The organism is Coprococcus sp. OM06-34AC, from assembly GCF_003462545.1.
GTDB lineage: Bacteria > Bacillota > Clostridia > Lachnospirales > Lachnospiraceae > Coprococcus > Coprococcus aceti.
In genome coordinates, this window is the sequence record NZ_QTZF01000001.1 from 539,468 (window position 1) to 553,621 (window position 14,154).

The window sequence follows — 14,154 nt, forward strand, 5'->3', positions numbered from 1 at the left end:
TCAGCCCTTGAAGAAATATCCTACTCCCCATTTTGTATGAATGTATACCGGCTCACCCGGATTAGCTTCTATCTTCTCACGAAGTCTTCTAACATGCACATCAACTGTTCTCGCATCTCCCGGGTAGGAATCTCCCCAGATCGTATTCAGGAGTTCATTTCTTGAATATACCTTGTTTGGATGCGCCATGAGCAGCTCAAGAAGGTCAAACTCCTTGGCTGTCAGATTAAGCTCCTTACCACCGACAAATACACGTCTGCTGTCAAGCTCAACCTTCATTCCATTGATCTCCATTACATTTGACGGTTTTGCAGGTGCCTGCTTGCGGTTGCTTCTTCTAAGTATAGCCTTGATCCTGGCCTTCACCTCAAGAATATTAAATGGCTTTGTTATATAGTCATCTGCACCATACTCGAGTCCCATGATCTTATCCATGTCCTCACCCTTTGCAGTGAGCATGATAATAGGAACATTGGAAAACTCTCTGACCATCTGGCAAACCTCTATTCCTGTGTATACAGGTATCATTATATCCAGCAGAACTATATCGTAATCATTTGCCTTTATCTTCTCTATAGCTTCACCGCCATCGTAGGCTGTATCCACTTCCATATCGTCCTGTTCCAGGCTGAACTTCAGCCCCTTAACGATCAACTTCTCATCATCCACAACAAGAACTTTCTTCATCTTAACATCCTTTCTACCCCGAGACTCATTTACTCTGTCGATATATATGTCTCCAGTTTCTCATATATACTGTCTCCTATGCCGCTGACATTCTTAAGGTCATCTTTGCAGGCAAATGCTCCATTCTTCCGTCTGTACTCAACAATCTGCGAGGCCTTCGTCTCGCCTATTCCCGGTAACGTCATAAGTTCCGCAGCATCTGCACTGTTGATGTTGACCAGTCTCTGTTCCGACGCATCTGTCCCGGCTTCGCTCTCATCCGGAAGCTGTTCACCTCCGACAGGAAAGTACAGCTTCTGACCATCCTCAAGCACATCTGCAAGATTCACCGCAACGGTATCTGCGTCATCGGAGAATCCTCCCGCCGCCTCAAGGCCATCATTCGCCCTGGCTCCGGATTCAAGCTCATATACCCCTTCATTCTTCACTGCTCCACAAACAAAAACTGTTATGTATTCAACATCTTCCGAAGAGATCGTGTCGCTCTCGTCTGCTCCGGCTTCTTCCGCGCCTTGCTGCGAAGCTTTCTCCGTAACATTCTCTTCTGAGTTACCGGATATCGTCACCTGTTCGGCTCCGCAGCCGGAACACAGTAAGGTCATTGTCAGTACACATAGATATGCTAATATTTTTATTGTTTTCTTCGTCGTGTGACACCTCCTGTGTCAGCACAGAATTACACAGGTTTATTGTATCTAAACACCTCTGAATTTACAACAATATATTTCTATTTTATTTCATTTTTGTTACTTTTTTCACAAAAGAGCCCTTTTATCCCTTATTCATTGATACTTTTTACAATACATAAAAATGTAACATTTTTATAAACTCCCCGATTCAGATCAGACATAAAAAAACAGCATACATGACCGGTAATCTTCCATCCTTACAGATGGCTGTCCACCATGGTCATATATACTGTTTTATAATTTACTATTTTATTATTTGAAGCTTTGTTATATTCTGCCATGCATCCTAGAATAAAGGCTCCTTGAGGATAGCAGTTCCGATACCCTTCTGGGTGAAGAATTCAAGAAGCAGGCAGTGCTGGAGACGGCCATCAAGTATATGCACTCTTGAAACTCCATTTTCCATGGCTGCGATACAGTTGTTAAGCTTTGGAAGCATACCACCGCCGACAACGCCCTTCTCTATGATGTCCTTTGCCTCGTGTATATCCATCTCTGAGATAAGTGTTGACTTGTCTGTTGGATCAATAAATACTCCCTCGATATCTGTGAGGAATACAAGCTTCTCAGCCTCAAGAGCTGTTGCTACTGCACAAGCAGCATCGTCCGCATTGATGTTGTAATCCTCGTAGTTCTCATCCACTCCTATAGGTGCGATAACCGGGATGAAATCATCCTCGATAAGTGATGTAAGGATGGATGTGTCAACATTTGTTATCTCTCCCACATAACCTATATCCTTGCCACCAGGGAACTTCTTCTTGACTGTGAACATTCCGCCGTCCTTGCCGCTGATTCCGACTGCCTTAAGTCCGATCTTCTGCATGAGACTTACAAGACTCTTGTTGACCTTGCCGAGAACCATCTCTGCGATCTCCATCGTCTCTGCATCTGTAACACGGAGACCGTTGATAAATTCTGCCTCCTTGCCGACCTTCTCTACCCATTTGCTGATCTCCTTGCCGCCACCGTGTACGATGACCGGCTTCATGCCGACAAGCTTCAGCATGGCAACGTCCTTGATAACGTTGTACTTGAGATTCTCGTCAAGCATAGCGCTTCCGCCGTACTTTACAACCACTGTCTTGCCCTGGAATTTCTTGATATATGGCATAGCCTCTATCAGTGTCTGTGCCTTCTCAATTACCTGATCTACTGTGTAATCACCTATAACCATTTTTCTGTCCTTCTTTCTTCTATATTTATATATCTTCGGTTTATCTACCTTAGGTTTATCTGTCTTTTGCCTTCAACTTTATCTTCCAGCCTGATCAATGTCAACGATTAACGCATCGTCTCAATTTAGTCTTATTTGATTTATTGACTACAATCTATTTTTAAATTTACGCAATATGTTTTATCTTATAACCTGCTTCCATTTTTATATGGCTTATCTCACTGGATTTTACTTTCTATAATCCGCATTTATCTTGATATAGTCATATGTGAGATCGCAGCCCCACGCTGTGGCCATCTCATCCCCCATATTCATATGCGCCTTGAGCTTTATCTGCTTCTCTGAGAGTATGTGGCTTGCTTCCTTCTCATCGTAATCAGTTGTCACTCCATGCTTTACGATCTCAAGATGTCCTGCCACACTGGCTATCTCTATATCCACCCTGTACGGATCAAACTTCACGCCGCTCTGTCCCATGGCGCACACTATTCTGCCCCAGTTGGCATCAGCTCCGTACATGGCACACTTTACAAGATTGGAGGCCACTATCGCCTTTGCCAGATGTCTTGCAGTATCCTTATCCGGCATGCCCGACACATCCACCTGAAACATCTTGGTAGCACCCTCGCCGTCCGAGGCTATCGCTCTGACAAATGCGCGGTTGATATATCTTATTGCCTCGACAAATGCAGGAAAGTCGTCATCGGTCTCCAGCAGTTCCTCGTTGCCCGCCATGCCATTTGCAAATATCATTACCGTGTCATTTGTAGACATGTCTCCATCCACAGACACCATATTGTATGTATCGACCACATCTGACTTCAGCACCTTGCCTAGCAGCTCTGAGCTGATATTCAGATCTGTCGTGATGAAGCTGAGTACGGTCCCAAGGTTTGGATTGATCATTCCGGATCCCTTGCACATGCCTCCTATGGTGACCTGCTGCCCCTTGATCTCTAAAGTTACGGCTATCTCCTTCTTATAGATATCAGTCGTCTTGATCGCCTCCGCGGCATCCACTCCGGCATCTATAGAATATGAAAGCTCCGGCACCAGCATATCTATACCGCTCTGTATGACATCCATCGGAAGTCTCATTCCTATGACTCCTGTAGAAGCCACCGCAACCGTACTTGGATCTATGCCAAGGCTCTTACCTACATGGGCCGCCATGGCCTCAGCATCGTGGATTCCCTGTTCGCCAGTACAGGTATTTGCCACACCGCTGTTTACAACCAGTGCCTGACACATTCCCACATTCTGGCAAAGCCGCCTGTCGTATATGACCGGTGCTGCCTGAACCATGTTCTGTGTAAATGCTCCCGCTACATGTGCAGGAACATCACTCACCAGAAGTGCCATGTCTTTTTTCAGTTTATTTCTTCTTATTCCAACATGTAGTCCCGCTGCACGAAATCCAGCAGGAGCTGTCACGCCTCCCGGAATTATCTTCATCCTACCACCTTATTTCCAAATTTATGGGAAAACAGGAGCCATGCGGAGACCCTCTGCCTCGTCAAATCCAAACATGATGTTCATGTTCTGAACCGCCTGACCTGCAGCACCCTTTACAAGATTGTCAAGTGCGCCCATGGCGATGACTCTGTTTGTTCTCTCATCTATCTTAAAGTTGACATCCACATAGTTGCTGCCCTCAACCCATCTTGTCTCAGGACATACATCCTTGTCGAGGACTCTGATAAATCTCTCATTTGCATAGTACTTATCGTATGCGGTTCTCACTGTATCGTAATCGACCTTCTCCTTGAGGTTGGCATATGCTGTCACAAGTATTCCTCTGTTCATAGGAACAAGGTGTGGAGTGAAGTTGATAACTATCGGACTGCCATTCGCATATCCAAGCTGCTCCTCTATCTCAGGGGTATGTCTGTGTGTCGTAACTCCATAAGCCTTTATGCTCTCATTGACCTCACAGTAAAGATTTGCGATCTTCGCGCCTCTTCCTGCACCTGATGTTCCGGACTTGGCGTCAACGATGATGGAGTTGGCATCAACCAGACCTTCCTTAACCAGTGGGTAGAGTGAAAGGATGGAACATGTTGTGTAGCATCCAGGGTTTGCAAGAAGTCTGCACTTCTTTATATCCTCCCTGTTGATCTCACAAAGACCATACACAGCCTCGTCAATAAACTGTGGGCTCTTATGCTCTATCTTGTACCACTTCTCATAAGTAGCAACATCCTTTATTCTGAAATCTGCACTGAGATCTATGATCTTCACCTTTGACAGAATCTCCTCATTCACCAGTGATCCGCACAGTCCCTGTGGTGTAGCTGTAAATATGACGTCTACTTTTGATGCAAGCTCCTCCATGTTGTCGTCCATACACTTTGCGTCCACGATCTGGAACATATTGCCGTATACCTGATAATATTTCTGATCGATAAAGCTTCTTGAACCGTACCATACGATCTCCGCTTCCTTATGTCCAAGAAGGATTCTTACTATCTCCTGTCCTGCGTATCCTGTCGATCCGATAATTCCTACCTTAATCATAACTGCCTCCATATATATGTAAAAATTTATATTTCCATTCCCACGGATTTGTCTTAAGGCATATCCTGTTTGATTGTATACCCACTTAGTCAGCCTAGTCAACATTCATCTAATCAGACGATATGTTATCCCTCCTACAAAAAACTTTTTATAATTATACATTTTGATTGCATATTATGCAATGGTTTTTTTGAATATTTGCATAATCGTTAAAAATATACGGTTCATCAACGTTTTTGCCGCCATTTAGCTATGTATCCATGTATAAATCACATGCATATTATACGCTGATTAAATGGATATTTTGAAAAATTGCTTGCATAATATACATTTGCGTTGTATAGTTCATGTAGGCGAAAAATGGAATATATTATAAAGTAATTTTTCAAAACACTATATTTATAGGAGGATTTATTAAAATGGCTAAAGAAAAAGTTGTACTGGCTTATTCAGGCGGTCTTGATACCACTGCCATCATCCCATGGTTAAAGGAGACATACGGATACGATGTTATCTGTGCATGTATAGATGTAGGTCAGGAGAGCGAGCTTGAGGGACTTGACGAGAGAGCAAAGTATTCAGGAGCTGAGAAGCTTTACATCATCGATGTTGTAGATGAGCTCTGCGATGAGTACATCATGCCAACAGTTCAGGCTGACGCTGTATATGAGAACAAGTATCTTCTCGGTACTTCATTTGCAAGACCTATCATTGCAAAGAAGCTTGTTGAGGTTGCACGTAAGGAAGGCGCTGTTGCCATCTGCCACGGAGCTACAGGCAAGGGTAACGACCAGCTTCGTTTTGAGCTTTCTATCAAAGCTCTTGCACCGGACATCAAGGTTATCGCTACATGGAGACAGCCTGAGTGGACTATGCAGTCACGTGAGGATGAGATCGCATTCTGTAAGGCACACGGCATCGATCTTCCATTTGATGCAAAGCATTCTTACAGCCGTGACCGTAACATCTGGCACATCAGCCATGAGGGCCTTGAGCTTGAGAATCCTGCAAATGAGCCAAACTACGATGACCTTCTGGTTCTCTCAGTTACACCTGAGAAGGCACCTGATGAGCCTGAGTACATTGACCTTGACTTCGAGAAGGGCTACCCTGTAGCACTCAACGGCAAGAAGATGAAGACTTCTGATATCATCCGTGAGCTGAACAAGCTCGGCGGAAAGCACGGTATCGGTATCATTGATATCGTTGAGAACCGTGTTGTCGGCATGAAGTCACGTGGTGTATACGAGACACCTGGTGGAACTATCCTCACAGAGGCTCATAAGCAGCTTGAGGAGCTCACACTTGACCGTGATACTATGGAGTACAAGAAGCTTGTTGGAACAAAGTTCGCAGCACTTGTATATGAAGGAAAGTGGTTCTGCACTCTCCGCGAGAGCCTTTCAGCATTTGTTGCCAAGACTGAGGAGCGTGTAACTGGTCATGTAAAGATGAAGCTCTACAAGGGTAACATCATCAAGGCTGGTACTACATCAGATTATACTCTGTACTCAGAGAGCCTTGCTTCATTCACAACTGGCGACCTCTACGATCACAAGGATGCTTCAGGTTTCATCAACCTGTTCGGTCTTTCAATGAAGGTTCGTGCTATGATGGATCAGAAGCGTGAGGAGAAGGACAACGCTAACAATAAGTAATTTATTATAGTGTAGACATGAAACATCCCCCATCATACTCGTTATGAATATGATGGAGGATGTTTTTTTCTTGACAAAACAAAAAGACTGAAATAGAATATATCAAAAGAAATGGGTTTTCACCGTACAGTTTTACGACTCAAGCGGGCTGCTCGTTTCTTTTTTTATTGTGGTAATATCATGCAGGTACTTATTACCATCCTCTGAATGTTTTATAAGAAGAATAGCTGTGAATATATTATATCTATCTAAATTGCCCGTTTTATCATCATACACAGGCAGTCCAAACCTTATATCATATCTATACCAACCATATTTAGCATCTTTATTATGCTTTTGCTCTTTATTCTCTTCCCAACGTGGATTTTTGGCTATTTTTATTAGCTCTGGAATTCCCTGTGATGCTGATGCCTTTGCCTTTTTTCTTGCACCTTTTAATGCAATTCTGCTTTTCGAACCTGCATATTCAGACGGAAATTCTTTTCCAATATAAACAACATCATTTGTTTCTGTAATTTCATAACAATCTGATATATAGCCTTTTAAGTATTTTTCTATCTGCTGCCAATCATCTTTTGATAAGCCTTTAAATTTTTTGTCATTAATAATTACTATTTGATTATTATTTTCGTCCGTTATTATACTAACATTCCTGTTTTTTATCATTCAGTAACTCCTTTATTATTTTATATTTGCCAAAAATCATTATGGAAATTAAACTATAGAAATTTCAGATCACTTATTTCTACTAAAAAAGAACTAAAATCTTATTTGAGAACAATGAGTAAAACTCCATCATTGTCAAGAACTCTCTCACTATGTATCTGCATTATATCAATGCTAGCGAAGATGTAAACCCACTTATAACGAATTTACACTTTCTTAATGAATTTATACACATCGTATATCTCGACGATATTTGAATGTATATCTATAAAAAAAGATCCGGAGCCGAAGCTCCAGATCTCCCTAAATACATATCATTTACAATATCGCTGCACCAACGTACATTATTTTAAATTACAGTCTATATATTCCATATATGACTTTTTCCCAACTTCTGATTCATTTTCCACATACCACTCTGCGCATTCTTTCAATCCATCTTCCAATGATATTGTCTCCGGGTATATTTTGTTCTGCTGCTGCACATCGAGATAATATTCATAGCTATAAAAACTGAAATAATTTCTCTGTTCTATATCCTCACTGACATTTACAAACGCAGGGATCTTATCAAAGCAGGCGTAACACATCGTCACCCAGTCTTTTATAGTGACCTGCTCCACATTTCCCACATTCATGATATGAGTCTCCGGCTTTTCCTCTATTACTCTCTCCATCAGGATACAGAGATCCTTCACATGGAAGAACTGCAGCTTCATTCCACCATCTCCGGGCAGATAAAATGGTCTGTCCGCCCTGGCGCAGTCAAATACAAAAGCCTCCCTGTATACATTGTTCATAGGTCCATAAATATATGGTGGCCTGAGTATGTAAGCATCACTCACTCTGTCAAGTAATGCATCCTCCGCAGCAATCTTATCCGTACCATATGACCCCCAGTATCTGTTGAGTGCCCGTTCTGAATCTTCACGGAATGGCTGATCTCCATACTCTGGATACACTGCACTTGAGCTGATCATGATATACTGACCAAATGAACCAAGGCTGTCACATAAGTCTGTGATATCTTCCGCATTATATGCGGTTATGTCCGCCACAACATCAAAATAGATGTCTTTGAGTTTGTCTCCCAGGTCATGCCTGTCCGTTTCTATAAGTTTCACACCTGGAACCTGCGGTCTTGAATTTCTGTTCACCACATACACCTCATAGCCTTTGTCCACAAAATACTGCGCCGCATACCGGCTTACAAATACTGTACCACCCGTTATTAGTATTTTCTTCATGAAGAGCCTCCTTTAAATTGGAATTTTTTATCTACTCACCAAGTTCCAGCACCACGCTCTCATTTCCAGCTAATTTCACTGAACTAAGGTCTGACACACCTGTCTCACCAGAACTTGAATAAAGTACATTTGTAACTGTTATGTCTCCGCACTCAGCAAGTGATACCGTCTGATCGCCCTCTGCAAAGTTGTGCACCACTAGCAGTTTCTGTCCATCCGCCTCACGGAAGTACGCTATCACACTGTCGCTTGTGAGCGCTGCCGCTCTATAGTTTCCTTTCATAAGGGCAGGATTGTCTTTTCTAAGCGCTATAAGTGTCTTGTAATATGAATACATTGAATCCGGATCTTTCATCTGTTGGTCAAGTCCCTTTGTCTCTGCATTCTGATCGTCCTTTTCCCACGACGTATTATATGTACTGTCACCTCCCCAAAGAAAAGGCGTCCTTATCATCTCATCCGGCTTACTGCCGTACATTCCAAGCTCCTCGCCATAATATATATATGGATTGCCTGGAAGTGTCATATATACCGCTGCTATCTGTCTCGCCTTATCCAGACTGTTCACCGACGATGCTATCCTGTCCTGATCGTGATTTGCTCCAAATACTCCATTCAGATAGTTGACATCCACGCCGTCATATTTATTCTGTATATTCTCTATCGCCACGGAAAGAGAATCGCCAAAGCCTGGCACCGCCATGCCTTTCTGTACGCAGTTCAGTATCTTCTGCTGAATTGCAAAATCAAACTTCGTGTCAAATGGCTGGACATAATTTTCCAGCACCTTGTCATCCTGCCATACCTCACCCACCAGGTATACATCAGGATTTATGCTCTCGCAGTAACCGGCAAATTCGTTCCACCAGTTGATGTTTGCCGCTTCAGAATCTTCCTGCTGCTTGAACTCATGCGCCCCATAGATATGAACTGCGGCGTCCATACGGAAACCATCAAGACCAAGCTCCAGCCAGTGACCGGCGGCATCCTTCGCAGCCTGTCTAACATCCGGATTGTTATAGTTCAGATCCGGCATATCCGCGCCGAACACACCATAATAATAGAAGTCTCCTTCCTGGTGCCACACCATATCTCCCCAGCTTGATTTGTCGAGGAGATGATTGCAGTCTTTCTTGTCGGTCTTGTACACCCACCTGTAATAATCTCTGTACTCGCTGTTCTCATCTGACTTTGCCGCCTGAAACCACGGATGATTGATACTGGTGTGATTGATGACCAGATCCATGATGACTTTCATGCCTCTGCTGTGTGCCTCATCAAGTAATCTTTTAAGATCATCCTCTGTTCCGTAATCGGGATTCACCGTCATGTAATCCGTCATCGAATACCCGTGATAAGTATCGGATGCAGTGATCGGCATGAGCCATATCCCATCGATCCCGAGCTCCTTCAGATAGTCAAGTTTCTCCGTGACGCCATTCAGATCGCCTATACCATCGCCGTCTGAATCGGCAAATGATCTGACAAATATCTCGTAATACACACCGCGATTACCCTCTTCGTCGGTCTTCTTACGAGTCTCTGCCGCAAACTCCGCCACGTCATACGAATCACTTGAGTATGTTCCCTCTACATAAGGCTCATCCTTGTCTTCCGTAGCTTTTTTTGACTCCTGTCCATCTTCTTCTGATGCTCCGGCATCTGTCTGATCGTTTGTCTGACCATCCGCCAAAGTCTCTGCTTCTGACGACGCAGCACCGTCCGCTCCGTCATCTGTTTTGCCGCACCCTGTACCGAGTCCAAGTGTAAGGACCAGCATAACCACTGCAAGTCTCTTCTGCAGTCTGAGTAAGTTGTTCTGTTTCAGCACTTTCTTTTTAAGCACTTTCTCGTTCCTCCTATACTCCCTCCAAAAAACATTATAACAGACCATGCCTCATAACTTCCAGTGTATTTTCTAAGCCATAGCCCTGCCGGCGGTCTTGTACCTGTCAACGATCACTCCAACAAGTATGAACAGAACGGCAAAGAGCACCTGAACTCCCATGCTCACAAATATTCCTGCCACCGAACTGCCAGATGTGAAATTGTCGATGGCATCCGTTGCATTTGCGTACCAGTATGCCGGGAGGAAATGTGCTATCGCCATCACTGTGTCACTTAAGAACTCTCTCGGCACAAATATCCCGCAGAGGAATGCCATTCCAAGTGATATGACATTTGCACACATGGAAAGAATCTGTTCACTCTGGGTAAGCTTGCTAACTAGAAATGCCAGCGAGAGTGCTACACAGGCATACACCAGCATATTCAGTATGAACATTCCTCCCCTTGCCGATAAAACCTCATATTTTATCAGTATTTTCGACAGCACTATGAATATCACACACAGCGCACATCCAGTTGACATCATTCCCAGTACAAGTTCTCTGTTGAGTCTGAAGAATCTGTAGGATGAGCACTCTATACGCGCTCTGAGTTTCTTTCTGTTGTACACCTGCAGAACCGGAGCTATACCAACTATCATTATGCAGATCATGACCCAGCCGAGATAATTGTAGAAGTTATATAACATGGAATGTCCTGAGGTCTTTCCGTCTGCCATATCGACTTCCGCCTTCTGCTCAAGTGCCTCCCTCGCTCTCTTATCTGCATCGTTCACATCATCACCGGCTTTCTTGTACAGAGATACCATATTCATATAACTGTCAAGCCTTGTCTCAAACAGCATGGATGCCTGACTTCCGGGGATAGTCGTTATCTCAAGCAGACCATCCGCAGCATCATTTGCCCATGCATCACCAAAACCATCCGGTATCCTGATCACACAAGCCACCGTCCTGTTGTAGAGAGCATCCTGAATACCTCGTTTGTCTATATCAACGCCATCTACAAGCTGCTGCGTATCATTCAGGTAAGCCACCAATTTTCTGCTCATCTCACTGCCATCCTCATCGCTCACCGCATATTTGATCGTTTTATCCTTATAATAGTTCTGTGGATCCTTGTTTCCCAGATTGATGAACACTATCATAACTCCGCACAGGATTCCCACATACATAATCATCTCCCCAATATATTTTCTCAAAACCTTGAAAAAAGATCTAAACACTTGCATATCTGTTCCTCCTTACCATGAGAATCCCTACTGTTATGAGGACCACAGCCTCAATAGCCATTATGACGATATTCTCAGTGAAAACCTGGTGGTCACTGTAAACATTCAGCGCATAGAATGAATCCGATATCAGAGCCGCGGGATTGAGTTTATTTATAATCGGCACGTGCTGCTGTATCTCATACTTTATCCCGTTTATACACAGATCAGAAAGGATGGACATCACCATGGATATTCCGATCACAATACCTATCTTGGTTCCCTCAGCAAGCTTTGATATAGCCCCAACTATGACTCCAATCGCCAGACCGATAAAGCAGCCCACAAACAGAGTAAGCAGGATCTCCCATACTCTGTCGCCAAAATCCACTCCTATGCAGGACATGTATATAAAGCTTATGACCTCGACAACAAAATGTATAAGCAGCAGTGCAGCAAACTCTGCCAGAACAAATGTCATTTTTCTCTGTGGGGACACATTTTTTCTCTTTCCCGTAGCGCTCACATTTGCCTGAAGATTGTTCATCATTCCTATAGACGAAAGTGATGCAAACAGACAGCTCATGGCAAATATGGCATAGAAATAATTGTTATACACGTTCTGGCTGCCCTCGGTGCTGGCCTTCTCTTTATAATATGATCTCTGTTCTGAGAGCTTTTCCACAAGGTTCGACATATCATCCACACCGGAAGTCCCAGACATATACTGTTGGAGTCCGATGCCATCCTTATATATATCCATAAGTGCATGCTCGTACTGCTTGTACTCAGAAAGCACAGTCTCAAGTATGCTCGCATTGACAGAACTCTCCGCAACCGTGAGTTTCACATCATCCGTATATATGATGCCCTCGACTTCTTCCTCAGCCAGTGACTTTTCCGCATCGCTTTCGCTCATCCTTGTAACCGACAAAAGGGCATCATCGCCATCCGACAGCGCATCCAGCATATAGTTAAGTCCATTTGCCGATTCATCCTCAGTGACCACCGCCACCTTGATATTACTAAACATCTCATCCTGTTCATATATGTTGCCAAATGCCATGTACATGAAAGTGGCAAGCAGTATAGGAAATACCAGTGTCCAGAAAATAGACACCTTGGCACGCATCAATATCTTTATCGTATATAGGAAATCCCGTATAAACATATTTCTCTCCTTTTAATCCCGGTTCATCTGAAATATACAAATATTTGTTTCTTCAACAAATCCATAATCCAGCTTACATTCAGATCAGTCTCTAAGTTCCTTGCCTGTGATCTCCAGGAACACATCATTGAGTGTTGGGAGCTCCGTGACTACCCTGCCAAATGATATGTCGTGCTCCTTGAAAAATTCCATAAGCCTCACCAGATTGTGTCTTCCACCAGAATATCTAAGTGTCAGCATGCCTCCGTTATATTCGTCCTCATACACATGTGGCTGACTGTGAAGCTCCGACATCTGCTCGCCTGTAAGTCCAAGCACCTCAACCTTGATGGTCTCGGTATTCTTGATCATCTTCTTGAGCTCATCCTTTGTTCCGACTGCAACAGATTTACCTTTGTCCATGATGACTATCCTGTCGCAGATCTGCTCGACCTCCTCCATATAATGAGAGGTGTACACGATAGTCGCGCCTTCCTCATTCAGACGTTTTATCCCCTCAAGTATTCTGTTGCGGCTCTGTGGATCAACTGCAACTGTCGGTTCATCGAAAAATATAAGCTTTGGCTTATGCGCTATTCCGCAGGCAATATTCAGTCTTCGGAGAAGGCCTCCTGATAGCTTCTTTGGAAGGAATTTCCTGTAATCCGCAATATCCACGAAATCCATTGTCTCCTCAACACATTTGCGTCTCTTCTCTTTGTCCTTTATATAGAGGCCGCAGAAGTAATCAATATTCTCATATACAGTCAGTTCATCGAACACCGCCACATCCTGCATTACAACTCCGATCTCTCTCTTGATATCGTAGCTGTCGGGCTTCATCTCTTTGCCAAATACCTTTATATCGCCCTTGTCAAATGTGAGCAGGGACAGTATACAATTTATAGTTGTCGTTTTGCCGGAGCCGTTTGGTCCAAGGAGTCCAAGTATCTCCCCCGCCTTCACCGTCAAACTGAAATGATCCAGCGCCAGTAGATCTTTATATCGCTTTACCAGATTGGTAACCTCTATTGCATTTTCTGAATTACTCATATATATCCTCCTGTTTTGATATCCTGTTTTTTGACCCTCATTATCTTATGAGTGTCGTTCATAACATGATAGTCTGCACTCATCAGCATGCTACATTCTTTATTACATGCTCTCATTATATACACCCTTGATCTGTTTTCACAGTGAACAACGTCATCTTCACAATGTGACATTTGTCATGTTTCTTTTTCCCTCATATTTATTTATAATAATTATTACACTAGGCTGCACACACTGTCTGGCACGGCTATT

12 protein-coding genes are annotated in these 14,154 nt (G+C 43.5%); 1 reads left to right on the plus strand and 11 read right to left on the minus strand.

Annotated elements, in window-relative coordinates:
* From DXB91_RS02365 to argC, 5 genes are all read right to left on the minus strand, one after another.
* Nucleotides 1–687 (minus strand): response regulator transcription factor, encoded by a 687-nt coding sequence (locus DXB91_RS02365; protein WP_015533197.1) that lies wholly within the window; start codon nt 685–687, stop codon nt 1–3.
* Between the two features lie 29 nt (nt 688–716).
* Nucleotides 717–1,289: a ComEA family DNA-binding protein gene (locus tag DXB91_RS02370; RefSeq protein WP_118016715.1), complete on the minus strand. Its 573-nt coding sequence runs from the start codon at nt 1,287–1,289 to the stop codon at nt 717–719.
* 373 nt (nt 1,290–1,662) lie between these two features.
* Nucleotides 1,663–2,553 carry an acetylglutamate kinase gene (gene argB, locus DXB91_RS02375; protein WP_015533199.1) on the minus strand — a complete coding sequence of 297 codons (891 nt, stop codon included), beginning with the start codon at nt 2,551–2,553 and terminating at the stop codon, nt 1,663–1,665.
* Nucleotides 2,554–2,781: 228 nt separating this feature from the next.
* Nucleotides 2,782–4,008, minus strand: a complete 1,227-nt coding sequence (argJ, locus tag DXB91_RS02380) for a bifunctional ornithine acetyltransferase/N-acetylglutamate synthase (RefSeq protein WP_055279843.1) — start codon at nt 4,006–4,008, stop codon at nt 2,782–2,784.
* A gap of 21 nt (nt 4,009–4,029) precedes the next feature.
* A complete protein-coding gene (gene argC / locus DXB91_RS02385; RefSeq protein ID WP_022217176.1) occupies nt 4,030–5,070 on the minus strand; it encodes an N-acetyl-gamma-glutamyl-phosphate reductase in 1,041 nt (346 codons plus the stop codon).
* Nucleotides 5,071–5,489: 419 nt separating this feature from the next.
* On the opposite strand from argC, the gene DXB91_RS02390 reads away from it, so the two are divergent.
* Nucleotides 5,490–6,728, plus strand: a complete 1,239-nt coding sequence (locus DXB91_RS02390; protein WP_004848633.1) for an argininosuccinate synthase — start codon at nt 5,490–5,492, stop codon at nt 6,726–6,728.
* 132 nt (nt 6,729–6,860) lie between these two features.
* On the opposite strand, the gene DXB91_RS02395 is transcribed toward DXB91_RS02390, so the two are convergent.
* The 6 genes from DXB91_RS02395 to DXB91_RS02420 all read right to left on the minus strand — a co-directional run bounded on the left by DXB91_RS02395 (nt 6,861) and on the right by DXB91_RS02420 (nt 13,902).
* Nucleotides 6,861–7,394, minus strand: a complete 534-nt coding sequence (locus DXB91_RS02395; protein ID WP_004848629.1) for a hypothetical protein — start codon at nt 7,392–7,394, stop codon at nt 6,861–6,863.
* A gap of 344 nt (nt 7,395–7,738) precedes the next feature.
* Nucleotides 7,739–8,641 carry an NAD-dependent epimerase/dehydratase family protein gene (locus DXB91_RS02400; protein ID WP_118016716.1) on the minus strand — a complete coding sequence of 301 codons (903 nt, stop codon included), beginning with the start codon at nt 8,639–8,641 and terminating at the stop codon, nt 7,739–7,741.
* 31 nt (nt 8,642–8,672) lie between these two features.
* A complete protein-coding gene (locus tag DXB91_RS02405; RefSeq protein WP_158564574.1) occupies nt 8,673–10,487 on the minus strand; it encodes an alpha-amylase family glycosyl hydrolase in 1,815 nt (604 codons plus the stop codon).
* Nucleotides 10,488–10,559: 72 nt separating this feature from the next.
* The gene (locus DXB91_RS02410; protein WP_118016718.1) at nt 10,560–11,720 is read right to left on the minus strand and encodes an ABC transporter permease; all 1,161 of its coding nucleotides are present in this window, start codon (nt 11,718–11,720) and stop codon (nt 10,560–10,562) included.
* A complete protein-coding gene (locus DXB91_RS02415; RefSeq protein WP_118016719.1) occupies nt 11,707–12,870 on the minus strand; it encodes an ABC transporter permease in 1,164 nt (387 codons plus the stop codon). Before DXB91_RS02415 ends, DXB91_RS02410 begins: the two co-directional genes overlap by 14 nt.
* An 84-nt stretch (nt 12,871–12,954) precedes the next feature.
* The gene (locus tag DXB91_RS02420; protein WP_118016720.1) at nt 12,955–13,902 is read right to left on the minus strand and encodes an ABC transporter ATP-binding protein; all 948 of its coding nucleotides are present in this window, start codon (nt 13,900–13,902) and stop codon (nt 12,955–12,957) included.
* Nucleotides 13,903–14,154: the final 252 nt, after the last annotated feature.

Coding starts and splice junctions, on each gene's coding strand:
- DXB91_RS02365 (WP_015533197.1), bottom strand. CDS start 687: ATGAAGAAAGTTCTTGTTGTGGATGATGAGAAGTTGATCGTTAAGGGG.
- DXB91_RS02370 (WP_118016715.1), bottom strand. CDS start 1,289: ATGACCTTACTGTGTTCCGGCTGCGGAGCCGAACAGGTGACGATATCC.
- argB (WP_015533199.1), bottom strand. CDS start 2,553: ATGGTTATAGGTGATTACACAGTAGATCAGGTAATTGAGAAGGCACAG.
- argJ (WP_055279843.1), bottom strand. CDS start 4,008: ATGAAGATAATTCCGGGAGGCGTGACAGCTCCTGCTGGATTTCGTGCA.
- argC (WP_022217176.1), bottom strand. CDS start 5,070: ATGATTAAGGTAGGAATTATCGGATCGACAGGATACGCAGGACAGGAG.
- DXB91_RS02390 (WP_004848633.1), top strand. CDS start 5,490: ATGGCTAAAGAAAAAGTTGTACTGGCTTATTCAGGCGGTCTTGATACC.
- DXB91_RS02395 (WP_004848629.1), bottom strand. CDS start 7,394: ATGATAAAAAACAGGAATGTTAGTATAATAACGGACGAAAATAATAAT.
- DXB91_RS02400 (WP_118016716.1), bottom strand. CDS start 8,641: ATGAAGAAAATACTAATAACGGGTGGTACAGTATTTGTAAGCCGGTAT.
- DXB91_RS02410 (WP_118016718.1), bottom strand. CDS start 11,720: ATGCAAGTGTTTAGATCTTTTTTCAAGGTTTTGAGAAAATATATTGGG.
- DXB91_RS02415 (WP_118016719.1), bottom strand. CDS start 12,870: ATGTTTATACGGGATTTCCTATATACGATAAAGATATTGATGCGTGCC.
- DXB91_RS02420 (WP_118016720.1), bottom strand. CDS start 13,902: ATGAGTAATTCAGAAAATGCAATAGAGGTTACCAATCTGGTAAAGCGA.